The sequence below is a fragment of the Azospirillum sp. TSH100 genome, assembly GCF_004923295.1.
Lineage (GTDB): Bacteria > Pseudomonadota > Alphaproteobacteria > Azospirillales > Azospirillaceae > Azospirillum.
Genome location: NZ_CP039636.1, coordinates 23292 through 42496 on the forward strand (window position 1 = coordinate 23292; position 19205 = coordinate 42496).

General features: G+C 64.0%; 18 protein-coding genes. 11 read left to right on the forward strand and 7 right to left on the reverse strand.

What is annotated here, in order from left to right:
* Nucleotides 1–547: 547 nt before the first annotated feature.
* Complete coding sequence (locus E6C72_RS17910) at nucleotides 548–847, forward strand: YciI family protein (RefSeq protein ID WP_109085732.1); 300 nt, start codon at nucleotides 548–550, stop codon at nucleotides 845–847.
* Between the two features lie 62 nt (nucleotides 848–909).
* On the forward strand, nucleotides 910–1887 hold the full coding sequence (locus E6C72_RS17915; protein WP_109085731.1) for a tripartite tricarboxylate transporter substrate binding protein: 978 nt from the start codon (nucleotides 910–912) through the stop codon (nucleotides 1885–1887).
* A gap of 354 nt (nucleotides 1888–2241) precedes the next feature.
* Here E6C72_RS17915 and E6C72_RS17920 read toward each other — a convergent pair whose 3' ends face one another.
* Nucleotides 2242–3222, reverse strand: coding sequence for a tripartite tricarboxylate transporter substrate binding protein (locus E6C72_RS17920; RefSeq protein ID WP_109085730.1), 981 nt, complete (start codon nucleotides 3220–3222; stop codon nucleotides 2242–2244).
* Between the two features lie 311 nt (nucleotides 3223–3533).
* On the opposite strand from E6C72_RS17920, the gene E6C72_RS17925 reads away from it, so the two are divergent.
* From E6C72_RS17925 to E6C72_RS17950, 6 genes are all read left to right on the forward strand, one after another.
* The gene (locus E6C72_RS17925) at nucleotides 3534–3956 is read left to right on the forward strand and encodes a tripartite tricarboxylate transporter TctB family protein (RefSeq protein ID WP_199228741.1); all 423 of its coding nucleotides are present in this window, start codon (nucleotides 3534–3536) and stop codon (nucleotides 3954–3956) included.
* A complete protein-coding gene (locus E6C72_RS17930) occupies nucleotides 3956–5461 on the forward strand; it encodes a tripartite tricarboxylate transporter permease (RefSeq protein ID WP_109085729.1) in 1506 nt (501 codons plus the stop codon). Before E6C72_RS17925 ends, E6C72_RS17930 begins: the two co-directional genes overlap by 1 nt.
* A gap of 238 nt (nucleotides 5462–5699) precedes the next feature.
* Nucleotides 5700–6395, forward strand: a complete 696-nt coding sequence (locus E6C72_RS17935) for an HpcH/HpaI aldolase/citrate lyase family protein (RefSeq protein WP_211100500.1) — start codon at nucleotides 5700–5702, stop codon at nucleotides 6393–6395.
* A gap of 269 nt (nucleotides 6396–6664) precedes the next feature.
* The gene (locus tag E6C72_RS17940; RefSeq protein WP_109085727.1) at nucleotides 6665–7219 is read left to right on the forward strand and encodes a flavodoxin family protein; all 555 of its coding nucleotides are present in this window, start codon (nucleotides 6665–6667) and stop codon (nucleotides 7217–7219) included.
* Nucleotides 7220–7245: 26 nt separating this feature from the next.
* Nucleotides 7246–8295: an NAD(P)-dependent alcohol dehydrogenase gene (locus E6C72_RS17945; protein ID WP_109085726.1), complete on the forward strand. Its 1050-nt coding sequence runs from the start codon at nucleotides 7246–7248 to the stop codon at nucleotides 8293–8295.
* 221 nt (nucleotides 8296–8516) lie between these two features.
* Nucleotides 8517–9233 (forward strand): carboxymuconolactone decarboxylase family protein, encoded by a 717-nt coding sequence (locus E6C72_RS17950; protein WP_109085725.1) that lies wholly within the window; start codon nucleotides 8517–8519, stop codon nucleotides 9231–9233.
* Nucleotides 9234–9352: 119 nt separating this feature from the next.
* Here E6C72_RS17950 and E6C72_RS17955 read toward each other — a convergent pair whose 3' ends face one another.
* Nucleotides 9353–10267: a LysR family transcriptional regulator gene (locus E6C72_RS17955; protein ID WP_109085724.1), complete on the reverse strand. Its 915-nt coding sequence runs from the start codon at nucleotides 10265–10267 to the stop codon at nucleotides 9353–9355.
* Nucleotides 10268–10519: 252 nt separating this feature from the next.
* Here E6C72_RS17955 and E6C72_RS17960 point away from each other — a divergent pair, with 252 nt between their 5' ends.
* Nucleotides 10520–11593, forward strand: a complete 1074-nt coding sequence (locus E6C72_RS17960; protein WP_109085723.1) for a tartrate dehydrogenase — start codon at nucleotides 10520–10522, stop codon at nucleotides 11591–11593.
* Between the two features lie 165 nt (nucleotides 11594–11758).
* Here the strand turns inward: E6C72_RS17960 and E6C72_RS17965 are convergent, their stop codons facing one another.
* From E6C72_RS17965 to E6C72_RS17980, 4 genes are all read right to left on the reverse strand, one after another.
* Entirely contained in the window at nucleotides 11759–13111 is a 1353-nt protein-coding gene (locus E6C72_RS17965; RefSeq protein ID WP_109085722.1) for a cytochrome c, read from the reverse strand.
* Between the two features lie 90 nt (nucleotides 13112–13201).
* On the reverse strand, nucleotides 13202–15481 hold the full coding sequence (locus tag E6C72_RS17970) for a xanthine dehydrogenase family protein molybdopterin-binding subunit (RefSeq protein ID WP_109085721.1): 2280 nt from the start codon (nucleotides 15479–15481) through the stop codon (nucleotides 13202–13204).
* 11 nt (nucleotides 15482–15492) lie between these two features.
* On the reverse strand, nucleotides 15493–15939 hold the full coding sequence (locus tag E6C72_RS17975; protein ID WP_109085720.1) for a (2Fe-2S)-binding protein: 447 nt from the start codon (nucleotides 15937–15939) through the stop codon (nucleotides 15493–15495).
* 267 nt (nucleotides 15940–16206) lie between these two features.
* Entirely contained in the window at nucleotides 16207–16701 is a 495-nt protein-coding gene (locus E6C72_RS17980) for a cyclophilin-like fold protein (protein WP_169055239.1), read from the reverse strand.
* A gap of 169 nt (nucleotides 16702–16870) precedes the next feature.
* Between E6C72_RS17980 and E6C72_RS17985 the strand changes: the two genes are divergently transcribed.
* The gene (locus E6C72_RS17985) at nucleotides 16871–17767 is read left to right on the forward strand and encodes a LysR family transcriptional regulator (RefSeq protein WP_109085719.1); all 897 of its coding nucleotides are present in this window, start codon (nucleotides 16871–16873) and stop codon (nucleotides 17765–17767) included.
* Nucleotides 17768–17783: 16 nt separating this feature from the next.
* Here E6C72_RS17985 and E6C72_RS31810 read toward each other — a convergent pair whose 3' ends face one another.
* Complete coding sequence (locus E6C72_RS31810; RefSeq protein WP_158280160.1) at nucleotides 17784–17930, reverse strand: hypothetical protein; 147 nt, start codon at nucleotides 17928–17930, stop codon at nucleotides 17784–17786.
* A gap of 322 nt (nucleotides 17931–18252) precedes the next feature.
* Between E6C72_RS31810 and E6C72_RS17990 the strand changes: the two genes are divergently transcribed.
* Nucleotides 18253–19164, forward strand: a complete 912-nt coding sequence (locus E6C72_RS17990; protein WP_247875699.1) for a LysR family transcriptional regulator — start codon at nucleotides 18253–18255, stop codon at nucleotides 19162–19164.
* The last annotated feature ends 41 nt before the right edge of the window (nucleotides 19165–19205 follow it).

A 19205-nucleotide genomic window follows, 5' to 3' on the forward strand; every position in this document is an offset into this window, starting at 1 on the left:
TTTGCAGAACCGGGTCTTTACTGCAACAAGAAGACGAGAACAATGTATTGGCGCCGTTAGCGCCAATATTCCCCTCAATATTTACCCGTCTTCTTTGCGCGATGCGCGATGGCGTCGCCATATATATGTCGGATAATGCATTCGCGGCAAATATTCCGCACCCGAAGCGGATTGCCAGAGTAACCCAAACTTATACCCATCGACGGAACGGCGGGTTTGAGAGGAAATGCAGGCGCTCTCATCAAGAGCTCGTTGCCTCAACGCTTCCGAAAAGCTGGGAAATTACAAGTCTCCATAACTCCATGCTATAGCCTGAAGCTATATGTGAAAGTTCTGGGCGTGAACCCGAAATTGACCGATCGCCTCCCCGGATGAATGGTGTCTTACGAAGCGATTGCCAGGGCGGCCGGTCCGGCCCCGTATTGTCGGCGATCCGAACAGCAAAACCGACGTGCCGATGCCCGTTGGCAGAGACCCGGTTGGGAGCCGCTGATTTCCCGAGACAATCAGCTCGCGAACACCTTCCAAGTGAGCAGGAGATCCTGGCATGCCATATGTGATTTCATTCTTCGACGCTCCCGGCGTTCTCGAAAGAAAGCGCCAAATCCGTCAGATCCATGTCGAATATGTGGCTGCCAACGCCCATCGGATCATCGCAAGCGGTGGTTATTTTCCCGACGATGACGATTTCCCAAACGGCGGTTTGATTATCCTTGACGTGGAAACACGTGAGAAGGCCGTGAATTATATCGAGAATGATCCCTTTTTCCTGAATGGGATCTTTAAAACCTACACGATCAACCGTTGGAAAAAGTTCGTTTTCGATCACCAGCGCGTTCCCGCCTGAAGGGATCGGTCGCTCCAGCCAAGTGCTGACAATAAACCAAACGAAGGGATGGGAGGACGCACATGACCCTCAAACTGACCAGACGCCAGGTCATCGCGGCCGGTGCCGCCTTGCCTCTGGTTCCGACCGCCGCACAGGCGGCCCTTACCGAGAAGCCGGTGCGCTGGATCGTCGGCTATCCGCCGGGCGGATCAACGGACACCTTGGCGCGCATGCTCAGCACCGGCCTGTCGAAAAGCATCGGTCAGACGGTGATCGTCGACAACCGCCCAGGAGCGGGAAGCGCCATCGCGGCGGGGGTGCTCGCCGCTGCCGCACCGGATGGTCTGACCGTCATGGGCGCCGACAACGGGACGCTGATCAACAATCCCGTCCTCTACAAGGATCTGAAATACGATCCGGATCGGGACTTTCGCCCGGTCGGGCTCTACGCCGGCATCAATCTGGTTCTCGCTGTCGGCGTCAACTCGTCGTTCAAAACCGGCGCGGAGTTCGTAGCCGCCGCAAAAGTCGCCAAGGAACCGATCACCTATGCCAGTCCGGGCCTTGGCAGCCCGCTCCATCTCGCCATGGAACGGTTTGTGCGCGACGCCGACATCCGACTCACCCACATTCCCTACCGCGGCATGGCCCCTGCGCTGACAGATGCGCTGGCTTCCGTGGTGCAGAGCATCATCATCGATTATACGACCGCGTCAGAAGCCATCAAAGGCGGGCTTCTCCGCCCCCTGGCGGTTTTCTCCAAGACGCGTCTCGCCGCTCTGCCGGATGTGCCGACCATGTCCGAACAGGGCGTTCCCGGCTTTTCCGCAGGCGCTTGGCAGGGCGTGATCGTTCCGCGCAAGACCCCCGATGCGGTCGTGGCCTCCCTGTCCCATGGATTGACCGCCGCCTTGTCGGATCCCGGCATCAGGCTGCGTTACGATCAACTTGGCCTTGAACTGCCGCAGAGCGATCCAGAAACATTCGCGAGACGCTGGCAGCAGGATAAGGAGTATTGGCCGCAGCTCATCCGAAGCCTCGGCATCAAACTCGATTGAGGATGTTCTCGGCGCCTAACCGGCTTCTTCCGAAGCCGGTTAGACATAACTGGCGATTTCACAATATGACGGGCCTATTATGAGGGCCCGATCGAATCCATTGGCAACCACGCCCTGCTCCTGCAGGCAGCGGCAACGCAAATTTCCGTGCGCGAACCCCAGACCATCGGCAGCTGCGCGACAACGGCCGAAGTCGGACGGGCCATCGCCGAAACCTTTTGAAAGGGCTCGCTCAATTGACCCGGCGGACTGTCCTTACATTTTTTTCCGCATCGGGTTCGGACAGTCCGACTGTCCGAACCCGGCGTCCATCCCCCGTGAGCCGGCCCTCGTGAAGGCACGGCCCAGCGCGGCTCAGTCCGTGAAGCGGATGTTATTCTCGACAATGACGCCTTTCCATCTCTCCGCTTCGCTCGTCAGGAAACGGGAAAGGTCGTCACCGGTTCGAACATCCCACTGAAAAGCGAGGGGCTGAAAACGCTCCTTGAAGGTTGGGGTTTGGACAGCGTAGCTGATGAGGTCGGCCAAGCGCGAGACGATCGCCGCCGGGGTGCCTGCCGGCGCGGCGAAGCTGTACCAGAGCTGGGAGTCGATGTCGGGGAAACCGAGTTCCCGCATGGTTGGAACGTCCGGCAGATTCTTGGACCGTTCCGGCGATGTGACGGCAAGAACGCGCAGCAGCCCTTCACCACGGAGATTGGCCGCCTCCCGCGCGGACGGGAACATCATCTGCGTGTAGCCACCGATCAGGGACTGCATGCCTTCCGGGTTGTTCTTGTAGGTGACGTGAAGACCGCGGCCGCCGATCGCCTTCAGGAACCTGACAGCGGTTAGATGGGCCATGGTTCCGGCACCGGCGCTTGCAAAGGTGATGCCGTCCGACTTCGTCGCGACTGTCTTGATGTCGTCGACCGACATGATGCTGGATGAGGCGGGAACCACCAGAGCCATCGGGTAGCCGCCGATCTTGATGATCGGGGTGAAACTTTTCATGCCGTACTTCAAATTCTCGCGCAGGACAGTCTGAACCAGGGCGGCCGAATGAAGGCACAGCAGCGTGTAGCCGTCGGGCGCGGAAAGAGCGACCGCCATCGATCCGATCGTGGTCGCAGCACCACCACGGTTCTCGACGATCACGGTTTGCCCCAGGCCGGGGCCGATGGCTTCCGAGATAAAGCGCGACAATGTATCGTCATCGCCGCCCGGCGGGTTGGCCACCACGATCTTGACGACACGGCTTGGATAGTTCGCCTGTGCCTGCGCCAATGAAACCCGTGTGAATCCCGCAAGACTCAGCGCAGACGCACCAAGCATAAAATTCCGCCGTGATGTCATGCCAACCCTCCATGGCTTGCTGGTATTTTGATTGTGTCAGTCAAGATCGAAGCGTCCCGTGCCGGTCATTGAATACATTAATATTCGCTGATTTTCAGCATCATCAATAATTGAGCTATATGATGATGTTATATCCCTTCGCTCTGGCCCATCATTAGATATGGCCTCCATGCGATTGATCGCTTAACAAACAAACGTGAAACCCTGGCCGTCCAATGATGGTTTGCGCGAAGGCCATACCCCCTCGGGTGGAGCGCACACGATAAGTCCACATTGGGAACGGCTGGAATGTCTACAGATGAGGGTATGAGATGGTTGATACGAACCTGATGCGTGGGCTTTGCATGATTGCAATAGCCCTTTTTGTCATCGCCAATGCAATCCAATACCCCATCGGCGATTTGGCTCATGCCGGACCAGGGATGTTTCCACTTATTGTGAGCGGCATTTTGCTTGTCCTGGCATCGATTTCCGTTTTGCAATCACGGTTCCTGAAAGCCGTCCCATTCTCGTTCAACGTCAAGAACATCGGATTGCTCTTGTCGAGCTTGATCGGCTTTGTGGTCAGCTCCCACTTCGTGAATGCGCTTCTCGGCATTTTCGTGATGGTCTTCATCGCCGGTTCGGTCGCCGCGACATACTCCTGGAAACGCAATCTTCAGATCGCCATCGGCCTCGCCATTGTCGCTCTGGCCTTCCAAGAAATTCTCGGTCTTCATCTGGGGCTGATCTGATGGATCTCCTGCAAAACCTCGCCTTCGGGTTCGAACACGCACTGACGATCGAAAACCTGCTTTTCTGCGCGGCCGGATGCGTCATCGGCACGCTCGTCGGCCTGCTTCCGGGGTTGGGCCCGCTCGCCACGATCAGTCTGCTTCTGCCGCTGACCTATTCGATCCCGATGAGCGGCGCGCTGATCATGCTTGCGGGCATCTATTACGGTGCACAGTATGGCGACAGCGTCAGCGCGATCACCATGAAGATTCCCCATGCCACCAGCATCGTGGCCTGCATCGACGGCTATAAGATGACGCTCAAGGGAAAAACCGGCCTCGCCCTCTTCACCGCCGGCATCTCCAGCTTCATCGGCGGCACCTTCGCGCTTGTCGTGCTCGCATGCTTCGCTCCCTCGCTCGGCAAGATCGCGTTTTTCTTCGGCCCTGCGGATTACTGCGCCCTGATGCTGCTCGGCTTCTTCTGCGTCAGCTTCGTGACGACCGGAAGCCTGTTGAACGGCCTGATGATGTGCATGCTCGGTGTGATCTTCGGACAGATCGGCACCGATCTTGAGACAGGAATTCAGCGCTTCACCTTCGATCTTCCCGTTCTATACGAAGGCGTGAACGTCGTCAGTGTGGCGCTCGGCTGTTTCGGCATTGCGGAGATCGTCAAGAACATCGACGCCAAGAACGAGCACACGCCATTCAGCGGCAAGATCAAGCTGATGCCGACATGGCCGGAGTTCAAACGCATCATCCCAAGTGCACTCCGCGGCAGCGTCCTGGGGTCGATACTGGGCATCCTGCCCGGCGGCGGCCCGGTGATCGCACAGTTCGCCGCCTATGGCATCGACAAGAAGGTGAGCAAATACAAGGATGAGATCGGATCGGGCGCCATCGAAGGGGTCGCAGGGCAAGCAGCGGCGGACGAAGCTGCCGCCCGCACAAGCTTCATTCCGCTGATGAGCATCGGCATCCCTGAAAATGCCGTCATGGCGCTGATGATGGCGGCCTTCATCCTGAAGGGGATCCAGCCGGGCCCGGGTATGATCGAAAAGCATCCGGATCTGTTCTGGGGCCTCGTGGCGAGCATGTGGATCGGCAACTGCTTCCTTGTGATCCTCAATGTTCCGCTTGTCCGGCTGTGGCTGTCCGTCTTCAAAATCCCTTACAATGTGTTGTTCCCGTCCATTCTTTTCTTCTGCTGCATCGGGTCGTTCAGCGTTAACAACAATCTGGACGATGTGCTCGTGACCGCCGCCTTCGGCCTGATCGGTTATGTTCTGATGCGCCTGCATCTGGATCCCGCCCCGCTGATGCTTGGGTTCGTGCTCGGCCCGATGCTGGAAGAGAACTTCCGTCGCGCCATGGTCATCAGCCGGGGAAGCTTCACGACCTTCATCGAGCGCCCGATCTCCGCAACTCTTCTCGGCCTGATCGCGGTCGTCATTATCGTGAACCTGATCCTCTCGCTCCGCGGCAGGCATCTCGTTCCCGATCTTCGCGCGGAAATGCCGTAAGGCCGAGGCGAAGCGGCGGCCGGAGGTTCCTCGCCTTCCCGCCAGCCGCGGCCAAAAGCCAACCCCCAGGTCTCCTGGAAATTTCCCGCGGGCCGATTGGGCTCAAATCGATCAAACCGGAGTTCGTGTAATGGATGTCGGAGGATTGCTTGCCAACGCGGTCAGAGCTAGGCTCGATAGGGATGAACTGGCATTGTCGATGACTGTCAGGCTCGTCAGGGGTGTGGAGATCGCATCGGTGGCGAAGACGGCCGGGGTCGATTCAATCTACGTCGACCTGGAGCATTGCACCTTCTCGCTCGATACGACCAGCCAGATTTGCATGGCCTGCCTTGCGGTTGGGATCGCTCCGTTCGTCCGGGTTCCCAGCATGGATCCCTCTCTGATCGCGCGCATTCTCGATGGAGGGGCACTGGGCATCATCGTGCCGCATGTCGAATCCCGGGCCGAAGCGGCCGCGGTGGTCCAGGCGGCGAAATATCCAGGCCAGGGAAAGCGGTCCTTCTCATCGGCTCTCCCACATCTGCGGTTCAATTCCGTGTCGGCCCCAGTCGCCATGCAAGCGATCAACGCCGCAACGACGGTGGTGGCCATGATCGAATCCGCCAAGGGAGTCGAACGGGCCGACGAAATCGCCGGCGTGGACGGAATCGACATCCTCCATGTCGGGGCGAACGATCTTTCCAACGACCTCGGCGTGCCGGGGCAAACGGATCACCCGCTGGTCAGAGAGGCCTATCGCAGGATCTGGGAGGCATGCCGCGGATATCGCAAACATCTTGGCATCGGCGGCCTTGCCGCCAAACCCGATTTCGCCGACGAACTGGTCCGGATGGGGGCCCGCTACATGACGACCGGTTCCGACCTCGGCTTCTTGCTGGGGGCGGCGACGGACAGGGTTGCCCAGTTGCGCAGCGCGTATCCCGTCGCCTGATCGGGATAGGCGTCGTCTGATCGCCATCGCTTTGGAAGGGGCTCCGTCCTCGCGTCAAGATCCACACCGACGCCCGCCTTGCAGCCGCTCCCGAATGCAAGCCCTATTGGTTCTCTTGGCGCTACAAGGATGGGAATTCTTATCGCCTATGAAGTCGTGAAATCTACATTAGGCTCTCTGCATCGAAGAATGCCTGGATGCCTCCGCGTGGCTTTCCCACCACGGACGGGAGCTTTTCCGATGGCATTTCCCCCTAAAGGACGAATTCCATGCAGATCGCGATTGTTTATGACAGTGGCTATGGACACACAGCCAAGCTGGCGAGTCATGTCGCCCAGGGCGTGAACGAGGTCGAAGGCGCAACTGCGGCGCTCATCGCCGTCGCAGACGGCGTCGATTGGGCGGCGCTGGAAGCGAGCGACGCCATCATCTTCGGCTCGCCCACCTATAATGGCCTCATCAGCGCACGCCTGAAGGGCTTCATGGAGGACTCGACCCGTACCGCGTGGATCCCACAGAAATGGCGGAACAAGATCGCGGCCGGCTTCACCAATTCCGGTTCCCTGCATGGCGACAAGCTCAACTCGCTGACCTCCATGGCGCTGTTCGCCGCGCAGCACGGCATGATCTGGGTCGGGATGGACCTGTTCCCCGGCAAGAGCGACGGGGAGCTGAACCGCATCGGCAGCTGGTTGGGCGCCATGGCCTTCTCCGCGGACGCTCCGGCCGACGTCACTCCCAGCGAGGGCGATCTCAAGACCGCCGCCTATCTCGGCAAGCGGGTCGCCGAAATCACGGCGCAGTTCGTCAGGGGCAAGGTCTGAACGACGGACCGGGCGGGAGACGGAACATGGATGCCATCGGCTATGCCGCGCAATCGGCAACGGAAGATCTGGCGCCGTTCAACTTCGAGCGGCGCGATGCCCGGCCCGACGATGTCGTGGTCGAGATCCTGTATTGCGGTGTCTGCCACACCGACCTGCATATCGCCCGCAACCATGGCGGCTACACCCGCTATCCCGTTGTGCCCGGCCATGAAGTCGTCGGCCGTGTCACCGCCGTCGGCAGCGCGGTGACGCGCTTCAAGATCGGAGACGCGGTCGGCATCGGCTGCATAGTCGACACATGCCGCCACTGCGAGCCATGCGAACATGGGGTCGAGCAGCATTGCGTCCATGGCCCGACCTTCACCTACAACGGCATCGACCGCCATGACGGTCTGCCCACCTTTGGCGGCTATTCCAATCGGATCGTCGCTCCCGAGCATTTCGTTCTGAGATTGCCCGACGGTCTCGATCCGGCCGGCGCCGCCCCGCTGCTCTGCGCCGGCATCACCACCTGGCAGCCGCTCCACAAATGGGGGGCGGGCAAGGGCAGCCGTGTCGCGGTCGTTGGTCTCGGCGGTCTTGGCCACATGGCGATCAAGTTCGCCAAGGCGCTCGGGGCCGAGGTCACGCTGTTCACCCGGTCGACCGGCAAGGAAGAGGACGCACGCCGTCTGGGGGCCGATCATATCGTGCTGTCGGGCGAGGCGGAGCAGATGGCGGCGGTCGGCGGGCGTTTCGACATCATCATCGATACCGTGCCCTATGACCATGACATCAATCCCTATCTCGGCACGCTGGCAGTGGATGGGGTGCTCGTGCTGGTCGGCTATCTGGGCGTGTTGTCAAAGCCGGTATCGGCCGGGGCGCTGGTCTTCGGCCGCAAGGCCGTGACCGGATCCTTCATCGGCGGGATACCGGATACGCAGGAGATGCTCGATTTCTGCGGCGTCAACGGCATCGTCTCGGATGTCGAAGTGATCCCGATCCAGCGCATCAACGACGCCTATGAGCGATTGCTGAAGAGCGACGTCAAGTACCGCTTCGTCATCGATCTGTCCACGCTCCGGCCCTGAGGGCCTCCAATTACGGCAGGCACCACGCCCATGCTGTCGCTTCCACGCTGAAGTCGCGCGATGCGCTTCACCGGCCGGAACCCAGCTCCGCCCAAGGGGTGGACGAGGCGGTCGGCAACCCTCTCCAAGCCTGCTCCCGTCGACGCCGTCCAGGAGGTTCGGAGTGCCGCCCGGACCACAGGGAGCAGGCGGTTCCCGTTTCAAGGAAGGAACACCACATCATGACCACTCCGAATTCTAGCGACACCGCTCCCCTGTTCGCGATGCTCAGCGCCGTTTCCCCGGTGCTCGTCCCCTACACGCAAGACCGGATCGTCGATGAGCTGTGGCATCGTCCCGGCCTGTCGATGCGCGACCGCGCGATCGTGACGCTCAGCACGCTCGTGTCGCGCAACGCGACACTCGCCTACCCCCATTATTTCAACAAGGCGCTCGACTGCGGCGTCGATCCCTCCGAGATCTCTGAACTGCTGACCCATCTCGCCTTCTACGCCGGCTGGCCGTCTGCCTTCGGTGCCGCCGCCGCCGTGAAGGACATCTTCGCCGCCCGCGGCATCGGCGGCGATGCGCTGCCCGCCATCGGTCCGGATCTGCTTCCGGTCGATGCGGCGTTGCCGGACGAGGCGATGCGCGCCGCCTTCATCGCCGAGACTGTGGCGCCGGTCTCGCCGGCCCTCCAGCATTTCACCGACGACCTTCTCTATCACGAGGTTTGGCTGCGCCCTGCGCTGACGCCGCGCGACCGCTCCATCGCCACAGTCGCGGCTCTCGCCGCGCTCGGCCAGTCAGAGTTCTTCCCGGTTTATCTTGGTCGGGCCATCCGGCACGGAGTGAAGAAGGAGGAGGTCGGCGAAGCATTGGCCCACACCGCCTTCTACGCCGGCTGGGGGCTTGCGGTCAAAGCGGCCCTGGCCGCCAAGGATGTCTTCGCCGTCTGACGCAATTGAAACGGGAGCCGCCATCGGCCGCTGGGGCCTCGGGCTGGGGGGCCGGTAAGCGAACCCGCCGGTGAGCGAACCCGACGAGACCAACCCATCGGGACGGCTTTGTGTCCTCTTCACGCCCGCTCGGCGTATGACACCAATCGCTTGCGCAATGTGGCGAGCATGGAATCGCGCACCTCGTCACGCGAGTCACGGATCCAGGCCGCCGCCAGCGGCAGCTTGTCGACGCCTTTGGCAGCATGGGGTTCCAAGGGAATGAAACGGACCGAAGCGGCCATCATGCCGGCGGTCCAGCGCGGAACGATCGCCACGCCCAGCCCGGCCTTGACCAGGTTCACGATCGTCTGCTTCTCCTCGGCGATCTGGGCGACGCGGGCCTGAAGCCCTGCTTCCGCGAACAGCTTGATCGTCAGATCGTGGCTGTGAGGGCGCGAACGGCGCTCTGGAACTATCACGGGCTCGTCGGCCAAATCCTCGATCCGCACCCGGTCCCGTCCCGCCAGCGGGTGGCCGGCGGGAACGGCCACCACCACCGTCTCGTGGAACAGAAACAGGAATTCCAGACTTCTGTCCGGGCTTTCCGGCGGACGGACGAACACGAGATCCAGCCGGCCCGACAGCAGGCGGGGCAGCAGGCGGATGGTCTTGTCTTCGACAAGCTGGACAGCGACCCGAGGGTGCCGCTCGCGGAAATCATGGAGAAGCATAGGCAGCAGTCCGGCCGCGGCACTGTCGATGGCGCCGACCCGCAGCGTTGCCGCCTGTGTCCGGCCGCGCGACCGGAAACGGCGGGACAATTCATCGGCCTGGAGCAGCAGAGCGCGCGCCTCGTCAAGCAGGCACGCGCCGTCGGCGGTCAGGGCAACGATCCGGGTGGTCCGTGTCAGCAGCCGCGTTCCAAGATCCTCTTCCAGCATCCGGATGTGACGGCCCAGGGCCGACGGCAGCATGCCGATCCGCTGGGCGGCTCGTCCGAAATGCAGCTCCTCCGCCACCGCAACGAAACAGCGCAGCTGGCGCAAATCCATGCCGTGGCCCTCCCCCGTCGGCGCATTATGCCAATTATTTGTATAATACCATGCTGTTTCCCAATATCCGGCGCATCGATACACATTTGATCGTCAGGTTGCTCGGGCACGGTGCTCCGAGGCCTGCTGATCCCGTCCGCCGCACTCACCCTGGCCCTGGCGCGATCCAGCCGGCGCCCGCCCATCCTGCGGTCCGACATCGGCCCGACACCCGTTCAACTCCCGACCTTCAGCACAAGGCAGATCCAAACCATGCGTGAATATGCCATCGCCACCATCCCTGCCGACGGTATCGGCCCCGAAGTCATCGCCGCCGGCACCACCGTCCTGGAGGCTTTGCAGGAGCGGATCAGCGACGTGAAGTTCAAATTCCGGACCTTCGACTGGGGCTCGGATTATTACAAGAAGCACGGCGTCATGATGCCGGCGGACGGGCTGGAGACGCTGAAGGCCTTCGACGCCATCTATTTCGGTGCCGTCGGTGCGCCGGATGTGCCGGACCACATCACGCTGTGGGGCCTGCGACTGCCGATCTGCCAGGGCTTCGACCAATACGCCAACGTTCGTCCGACCAGGATCCTGCCCGGCATCACCTCTCCGCTGCGCCATGTCGACCCGGGCGACCTGGACTGGGTCATCGTCCGCGAGAATTCCGAGGGTGAGTATTCCGGCAATGGCGGACGCGCTCACCGGGGGCTGCCCGAGGAGGTGGGAACCGAGGTTGCGATCTTCACCCGCGTCGGCGTGACCCGCATCATGCGCTATGCCTTCAGGCTGGCGCGATCGCGGCCGCGCAAGCTGCTGACGGTGGTGACCAAATCCAACGCCCAGCGCCACGGCATGGTCATGTGGGACGAGATCGCCGCCGAGGTGGCGAAGGAGTTCCCGGACGTCACGTGGGACAAGATGCTGGTCGACGCCATGACGGTGCGCATGACGCTGAAGCCGCAAAGCCTGGATACCATCGTCGCCACCAACCTGCATGCCGACATCCTGTCCGACCTCGCCGGCGCGCTCGCCGGAAGCCTGGGTGTCGCGCCGACCGGAAACATCGATCCGGAGCGCCGCTTCCCATCGATGTTCGAGCCGATCCACGGTTCTGCCTTCGACATCACCGGCAAGGGCATCGCCAACCCGGTGGCCTCCTTCTGGACTGCGGCCCAGATGCTGGATCACCTCGGCGAGGCGGAGGCGTCCGAATGCCTGATGCGTGCGGTCGCACGTGTGTGCGGCGCCGGCATCCGCACCCCCGACGTGGGCGGGACCGCCACGATCAGGGAGGTGACCGAAGCCGTCATTGATGCCATCCACAGCGCGAACGTCTGAACTGTGGACGGGCGATGAACGCCAGCTGGACCGACGGCCGGGCGCGAACCGTCCTACGGTGGAGCTTCGGCGCGGCCGTGGCAAGCGCCGTTTCCCAAGGCGGCCCCGCACCGGCCGGAACCGTCCTCGGACACGGTTCCGGCCGGTGCGTGATAGGGGATCCGGTCAGCGCATTTGCAGGATGATCACCTCGCCGCTGGCGGGATTGGTATGCTCGCGCATCGTCTGGACCTGCTCCGGCGTCACGGCGCTTCCCCGGTTGCCCCAGGCCGAGCGCACGAAGGTCAGGACGTCGGCGATCTCGCGGTCGGACAGATGCGCCCGCAGCGGAGGCATGCGGTAGGAGTCGGGAACGCCATCCGCCACGGCACGCCCGGCACCGTTGAGGGTGATGTTGATCGCCGAGGCGCTTTCGGGCGAAAGCAGCGAGCTGGCACCGGCGAGAGGCGGAATCCATTCGCCCCGTCCCTGCCCATCCCGGCCATGGCAGCTGGCGCAGCGGGCCAGATAGGTGGCGGCCCCCGGCTGGACCGGCGCGGTTCCGGTCGAAAGCAGAAGCGTCGTCGCCCCATCGAAGCGCCACGGCGCGCCGTCACGCGCGGGATTGCCCGGCAGTGATTTCAGATAGTGGGCGATGGCGCGCAGATCCTCGTCGGTCATGAACTGCGTGGAGTTGTTGAACGCCTCCATCATCGAGCCGAAAACAACCCCGTGACGGTTCCGGCCCCGGCGCAGGAAGGCGACGATGTCCTCTTCCACCCAACGTCCAATCCCGGTGTTGGGGTCACCGCGCAGGCTCGGCGCATACCAGCCGTCGAGCGGGGCGCCGGACAGGAAGCGGTCACTCCATCCATCGAGCGCCACCTCCTGGAACGCCACGCCGCGCGGCGTATGGCAACTGCCGCAATGTCCGGGCCCCTGGACGAGGTAGGCGCCGCGATTCCACAGCGCATCCCGCTGTGGATCGGGCCGGTAGGTGCCGGAATCCGCGAACAGCAGGCTCCAATAGGCCAGCGGCCAGCGCATGTTCAGCGGCCACGGAATGGTCGAGGGGCGGTTCTCCTGCCGCGCCGGCCGGACATGGTTCATGAAGTAATCGTAGAGCGACCGGATGTCCTCGTCGCTCATCTTGGCATAGGAGGGAAAGGGCATGGCCGGATAGAGGCGGCGCCCGTCCGCAGCGACACCGCGCCGGACCGCATTGTCGAACTGGGCCAGCGTGTAGCCGCCGATGCCGGTGTCCTTGTCCGGGGTGATGTTGGTGCTGAAGATGGTGCCGAGCGGTGAGCCCATGGCAAGGCCGCCCGCGAAGGGCGCGCCATGTTCCGTGCTGTGGCAGGCGACGCAGTCGGCGAGACGCGCGACATACTCGCCCCGCTCGGGCGTCGCCGGTGCCCCCGCCACGGTGACGCCGTCGAACGGCGAGGCGGGTATCCGGGTCGCATACCAGGCGATGAGCAGGGCAATGACCAGGGCGGCAACCAGCACGCCCCCCAGAATTGCGGAAAGCCGTTTCACTGTCGGTCGACCTTTGTCGTTGGAAATCCCCCTGCCCCACCGCCACGCCCCTCGGGGCCGGCGGATGGGCAGGGGCAAGGAGGAACGGGATCAGGCGTTGTCGCTGAACCGCGTTCTCGACAGTGGCAGGCTGCGCACCCGCTGTCCGGTCAGGGCGGCGACGGCGTTCGCCACCGCCGGCGGCACGCCCGGCAGGCCGGGTTCGCCGATTCCGCCCATGGGCGCGCCGCTCTCGACGATCCGCACATGGACCCTGGGCATCCGGTCCGGCGTCAGGATCGGATAGCCGTCATAATTGCGCGCCCGCGGCACGCCATTCTCGTACACCAGCTCCTCGACCAGCGTGGTCGACAGGCCGAGCGCCACCGCCGAATTGACCTGCGCCTCGATGATGGCCGGATTCACGATGCTGCCGGGATCGATCGCCACCCAGACATCATGGACCGCGACCTCCCCCCGCCGCACGGAGACTTCGGCGATGGTGGCGACCTCGCTGGCGAAGGGCGAGGCCATGGCGACGCCACGGGCGCGCCTGCTGCCGTCGGCGGCGGTGAACGGGCCACGCCGCCAGCCGCCCGACAGCTCGGCCACCGCCTTCAACAACGTGGTGAGGCGCGGATTGTCGGCCAGCAGCCGCAGCCGCAGATCGAACGGATCCTGCTTCCCGACATCGGCCATCTCGTCGAAGAACGTCTCGTAAAAGAAGTCGTTCATCGAATGGCCGACCGAGCGCCAGAACCCGATGATCGCCGGATCCTCGACGAGGATCTGGCCGATCCGGCGGTTCGGGATCGCATAGGCCTTGCCAGCGATGCCCTCGACGGTGGAGCTGTCCACCTTGTCGGGCTGGCGGCCGAACAGACGGCCCGTCGGCCCTTCGCCAACGGCGACCGCATGCAGCGCCACCGGCAGGCCGTTGGCGTCCAGGCCGGCGCGGAAGCGGGCGACGCCATTCGGCCTCAGCGCGTCGCGCAGGAACTCCTCCTCGCGGCTCCAGATCAGCTTCACTGGGCGGCCGACGGCCTTCGAGAGCAGGATCGCCTGCGGGAAGGGGTTGGCGGTGCCATAGAGGAAATGCCGGCCGAAGAAGCCGCCGAGCATCGGCGAATGGATGATGACCTTTTCCGGCGCGATCCCGGCGATCTTTGCCGCCGCGCCCTGGAACATCTCCGGCGCCTGGTTCGGCACCCAGAGTTCGAGCGACCCGTCGTCCGTCCAGCGGGCGAGTGCCGATGGCGGTTCCAGCTGGCCGTGCACCACATAGGGCGCGTGATAGGTCGCCTCGACGACGCGCGCCGCACCGCGCAGCGCGCCCGCCGCATCGCCGGCGGTTTCGAAGGCGATGCCCTCCCCCTCCGTCGCCGATAGTGCCGCGATCCGCGCGTCGGAGGAGAAATCCGCCGGCATGGCATGGGCCGTGCCCGCCGCCGGTTCCGTCCAGGTCACCTGCAAAGCCTCGGCGGCACGGCGGGCCCGCCACCAACTGTCGGCCAGGACCGCCACCGCGCCGGGCAGACGGTGGATGGAATGGACGCCGGGCATGCCGCGCACCTGCGCCTCGTTGGCGATCCGGTTCGGTTCCATGCCCAGCCGCCGGGCATGCTGGACCGCGCCGTACAGCATGCCTTCGACCGTCAGGTCGATGCCGAACTTCGCTTTGCCGGTCGATTTGTCACGCACGTCCAGGCGGGGGACCGGCTTGCCGATCCAGCGGAAATCGGCGGGGGACCGCAACGCGACATCCTGCGGCACCGGCAGTGCGGCGGCAGCCTCGGCGATGTCGCCATAGGGGATGCTCCGGCCGGACCCGGCGTGCAGAACCCGTCCCGGCTCGGTCGAAAGCTCCGAAACCGGCACCTCCAGACGCGAGCCCGCCGCCTGAAGCAGCATCAGGCGTGCCGACGCGCCGAGCTTGCGCATGGTGCCATAGCTCATGCGGACCGACATGCTGCCGCCGGTGAAGCGGGCGCCGCCGGTCAGCAGATAGTCCGGGCCGGCGGGAGCGCCTTCCACCACGAAGCGGGCTGGGTCGACGTCGAGTTCCTCGCCGACGATCTGCGCCATGGCGGTGAAGATGCCCTGGCCGCCTTCGATGAAGGCGCTGCGGAACAGCACGGTGCCGTCCGGCCGGATTTCCAGGAAGGCACGGACCCGGGTGCCGGGAACGACCGGCGCCGCGGCGCCCTGTGCCGCCCCGTCCGCCCCACCCGCCCACGCCCGCCGGGCGCCCGGCATGGCGACGCCGAGCACCAGCGCGCCGGTTGCCGCCCCAAGGAAGCTCCGCCGGGAGAAATTCACCGGCCTGCCGAAACGGCGGGCCGTGGAGTCCGCGACCAGGGCGGTCAGATCGGTCGCGGTCCTGTCGGTCATCGCTCCGTTCCTCATGCCTGCGCCGCCCGCCGCACGGCGGCCGAAATCGCGTTGTAGGTGCCGCAGCGGCACAGGTTCACCATCGCCGCCGCGATGTCGGCGTCGGTCGGCCGCGGGTTCTGCATCAGCAGGGCGGTCGCCGCCATGACCTGCCCCGACTGGCAGTAGCCGCATTGCGGAACCTGCCGGTCGACCCAGGCCTCGACGACCTTGCGGCCGACCGGCGTTTCGGTGACGGCCTCGATCGTCGTGACCGCGGCGGCGCCGACGCTTTCCACCGGCGTTACGCAGGAACGGACCGCCTGTCCGTCGATCAGGACGGTGCAGGCGCCGCATTGCGCCAGACCACAGCCATATTTGGTGCCGGTCATTCCAAGCGTGTCGCGCAGGACCCAAAGCAGCGGCGTATCGGGCTCGACATCCACCTGATGTCTGGAGCCGTTGATGGTCAACTCCATGGGGCTCTCCTCGAGATGCGTAAAGGGGCTGGCGGACTGTCGCGACCGAGCGCGGCATTCGGCGGCCACCGACGCCATGGCCGGAGCGGAAAGCCGTTCGCGCACGGACCTGCGTCCGGGGGGCCAGGGAAGCCGGAAGTGCGGCGATGGTACCGGAGCGCATGCCCCGGCATTAGGGGCTGCGATCGCATGGGGCTATAAGCGGAACTCATGAATGGCCCCGACCGGCACCCGCTCGTCGCTGCGCCGGTCGCGGCATCGGAACGATCAGCCCAGCCTTTCGGCCCGGAGCGGAAATTTGCCCCGGGTCAGCAGCGGCTGCGTCCCGCCTTCCAGCCGGCCCAGCCGGATCAGGCCGCGCGAGTAGCGGTAGCCCGCGTAGAAAAAGGCGAGGTTGCCCCAGGGAGCGTAATAGCAGAGATCGCCGACGGCCTCGTTTCCGAACGGGCCGCTGCCGGCCTCGGTGAGCTTGCGCGGCAGATAGGCGATCTTCTCGTTGCTGGAATAATCGTCGATCGTCAGGTCAGCCGGCAGCAGCGACAGCAAATCGCGACTGGACGGGTTGTCCTCGAGCACCGCAGTGAACACATGCGTGCCGAAGCGGAAGTGGATCCTCATGCCGGTCTTCTCCCCCATACCAGGCTCCTCCCCCCTGTTTGCCGAACCGGACGCCGTTTGGCCGAATGCGAGGCGCGATCCCGCCGCGCAGGCCAGCGCCGCCGCGATCATGGTTCGGCGCGGCAGACCGGTGGTTCGGTTCATGGTCTCGGGCTCCCCTGCGATGTCTCGATTCACCCTGCCCGCCCGCTTCGCAACGGCCCGGAACGGGCTGCGCGCCGGGCGGCGCAGGTGTGGCAGCAAAGATCTACCTGATATCCCCCCATGCGATTATTCGGTATAATCCGCATGTCGATATAAGAAGGATTCATGAATGGCCCGTGAGAACGTCAATGACCTTCTGGCGTTCATAGCCGTGGCGCGGGAACGCAGCTTCACCAGGGCGGCCGCCAAACTGGGGCTGTCGCAATCGGCCCTGAGCCACACCGTGCGTCAGCTCGAAGCCCGGCTCGGCGTCCGTCTTCTCACCCGCACGACGCGGGCCGTCTCCCCGACCGAAGCCGGCGAACGCCTGCTCAACGGCATCGCGCCGCATTTCGATGAGATCGAGGCCCAGATCGACGCGCTGAGCGAGCTTCGCGACAAGCCGGCGGGCAACATCCGGATCACGGCGTCGGACCATGCAAGCCGGCATGTGCTGTGGCCGAAGCTGAAGAAAATCCTGCCCAACTTCCCGGACATCAAGGTCGAACTGGTTCAGGACAACGGTCTGACCGATATCGTGACGGAGCGGTTCGACGCCGGTGTCCGGATGGGCGAGCAGGTGGCGAAGGACATGATTTCGGCGCGGATCAGCCCGGACATCCGCTTTGCCGTGGTTGGCGCATCGTCCTATTTCGCGGTCAATCCGGAACCGTTGCACCCGCAGGATCTCGTCCGCCACGTCTGCATCAACGAACGCCTGCCCACCTATGGTGGCTTCTGGGCCTGGGATTTCGAGGATGAGGACGGCCGCGCCCTGAAGATCCGGGTCAACGGACAGGTCGCCTTCAACAATATCCACACCGTCCTGGAAGCGGCGGTTGACGGCTTCGGCCTTGCCTATATGCCGGAGGATATCGCCCGGCCCTACCTCGACGACGGGCGGCTCAGGCATGTCCTGGAACGATGGTCGCCCTATTGGGACGGCTATTATCTCTACTATCCCAGCCGGCGTCAGTCCTCACCGGCTTTCGTGACTCTGGTCGAGGCGCTGCGCCATCGCGACTGACGACGCGAGAGCGTCGTCACCCCATCAGCTCCTCCCCGGTCCGACGGCGTTCGGCCACATCGGCCCGCGTCTTCCGGCCGGTGAAAGACCCTCCTGCCTCAAATCCGTGTCCGGTGATCAGCAGCACGCAGACCGAGGCAATGATGATGCTGATGCAGACCATGGACGTATCTCCCGCCAATGAGGATCGTGGTTGCTGAGCGGAAGATGGCGGAGGTCGGCCCAACCGATTAGACCACGGCATCCGCATGCGCTTATGACTCACTCTCATCAATCGTGGGGATCGGACAGCGGCGCATTGCAAACCTTGGCGCGACACTCATCGGAAATCTATTCTCCACTGGTTCTCGGCAGTCGCTAGTAAGTTCCAGTCCTTACGGCAGCGGCCATGGCCGCACCGCCCTTCGGGGCGGGGCAACTTCTTAAGCCTCGTTTCGATAGGCTGGCATCGAAGGAGCCTGCGATGAGCGGCGAGCGAAAGGGAGATGACGATGCGCGACCGGCTGGACGGCGTTTCGGTCTTCGTCGAAACGGTGGAGGCGGGCGGCTTCGCGCGGGCGGCCGAGCGGCTGGCCCTGTCACGTTCGGCCGTGGGCAAGACAATCGCACGGCTTGAAGGCCGCCTGGGCGTCCGGCTGTTTCACCGGACGACACGGACGCAGTCCCTGACCGAGGACGGCCAGCTCTATTATGAACGCTGCCTGAGGGCGCTGGAGGAACTGCGCACCGGCGAAACCTTGCTCGAATCCGGTCGGCGCGAGGTGGTCGGACGCCTGCGCGTTTCGATGCCGGTGCTGTTCGGCCGTCACTGCGTCGCCCCGATCCTCGTGGAGTTGGCGAGGCAACATCCGAAGCTGGAGCTTGAGCTGAGTTTCAGCGACCGGCCGGTCGATCTCATCGGCGAAGGCTTCGACCTCGCCGTACGCTGCGGCACGCTGGGATCGGGAAGTGGACTGATGACACGGCGTCTCGCCACCCAACGGAAGGTTCTGTGCGCCGCGCCGGGCTATCTGGCGATCCGCGGCCGGCCGCAGTCGATTGAGGCTCTGGCCGATCATGACGCGCTCGTTTATGGGCGGGCCGACTTCGTCAACCACTGGCTTCTGGCCGCAGGGGACGGCCGATTAACGGAGTTCACGCCGTCCTCGCGCCTGCGCTTCGACGATCTCGAAGCGATCGCCGACGCGGCCGTGGCCGGAATGGGCATCGCCTGGCTTCCTTTCTGGCTGGTGCGGGACCGCATTCGAGCCGGGGTCCTCGCCCCCCTCTTCGACGGCCTGCCGGGCGCGCCGATAGACTGCCACGCCGTCTGGCCGGACGTTCAGAACCTGCCGCTGCGGTTGCGGCTCGCGATCGATACGCTGGTGGCCAAGCTTCCGTCCACCGTCGGCGGTTGATGCGGTTCCAAGACCGCCTCCCCACGGCTTTCGATGACGCG

Excerpts from the sequence above, each read along its gene's own strand:
- E6C72_RS17910 (WP_109085732.1), top strand. The coding sequence starts at position 548 with ATGCCATATGTGATTTCATTCTTCGACGCTCCCGGCGTTCTCGAAAGA.
- E6C72_RS17915 (WP_109085731.1), top strand. The coding sequence starts at position 910 with ATGACCCTCAAACTGACCAGACGCCAGGTCATCGCGGCCGGTGCCGCC.
- E6C72_RS17920 (WP_109085730.1), bottom strand. The coding sequence starts at position 3,222 with ATGACATCACGGCGGAATTTTATGCTTGGTGCGTCTGCGCTGAGTCTT.
- E6C72_RS17925 (WP_199228741.1), top strand. The coding sequence starts at position 3,534 with ATGGTTGATACGAACCTGATGCGTGGGCTTTGCATGATTGCAATAGCC.
- E6C72_RS17930 (WP_109085729.1), top strand. The coding sequence starts at position 3,956 with ATGGATCTCCTGCAAAACCTCGCCTTCGGGTTCGAACACGCACTGACG.
- E6C72_RS17940 (WP_109085727.1), top strand. The coding sequence starts at position 6,665 with ATGCAGATCGCGATTGTTTATGACAGTGGCTATGGACACACAGCCAAG.
- E6C72_RS17945 (WP_109085726.1), top strand. The coding sequence starts at position 7,246 with ATGGATGCCATCGGCTATGCCGCGCAATCGGCAACGGAAGATCTGGCG.
- E6C72_RS17950 (WP_109085725.1), top strand. The coding sequence starts at position 8,517 with ATGACCACTCCGAATTCTAGCGACACCGCTCCCCTGTTCGCGATGCTC.
- E6C72_RS17955 (WP_109085724.1), bottom strand. The coding sequence starts at position 10,267 with ATGGATTTGCGCCAGCTGCGCTGTTTCGTTGCGGTGGCGGAGGAGCTG.
- E6C72_RS17960 (WP_109085723.1), top strand. The coding sequence starts at position 10,520 with ATGCGTGAATATGCCATCGCCACCATCCCTGCCGACGGTATCGGCCCC.
- E6C72_RS17970 (WP_109085721.1), bottom strand. The coding sequence starts at position 15,481 with ATGACCGACAGGACCGCGACCGATCTGACCGCCCTGGTCGCGGACTCC.
- E6C72_RS17975 (WP_109085720.1), bottom strand. The coding sequence starts at position 15,939 with ATGGAGTTGACCATCAACGGCTCCAGACATCAGGTGGATGTCGAGCCC.
- E6C72_RS17980 (WP_169055239.1), bottom strand. The coding sequence starts at position 16,701 with ATGAACCGAACCACCGGTCTGCCGCGCCGAACCATGATCGCGGCGGCG.
- E6C72_RS17985 (WP_109085719.1), top strand. The coding sequence starts at position 16,871 with ATGGCCCGTGAGAACGTCAATGACCTTCTGGCGTTCATAGCCGTGGCG.
- E6C72_RS31810 (WP_158280160.1), bottom strand. The coding sequence starts at position 17,930 with ATGGTCTGCATCAGCATCATCATTGCCTCGGTCTGCGTGCTGCTGATC.
- E6C72_RS17990 (WP_247875699.1), top strand. The coding sequence starts at position 18,253 with ATGACGATGCGCGACCGGCTGGACGGCGTTTCGGTCTTCGTCGAAACG.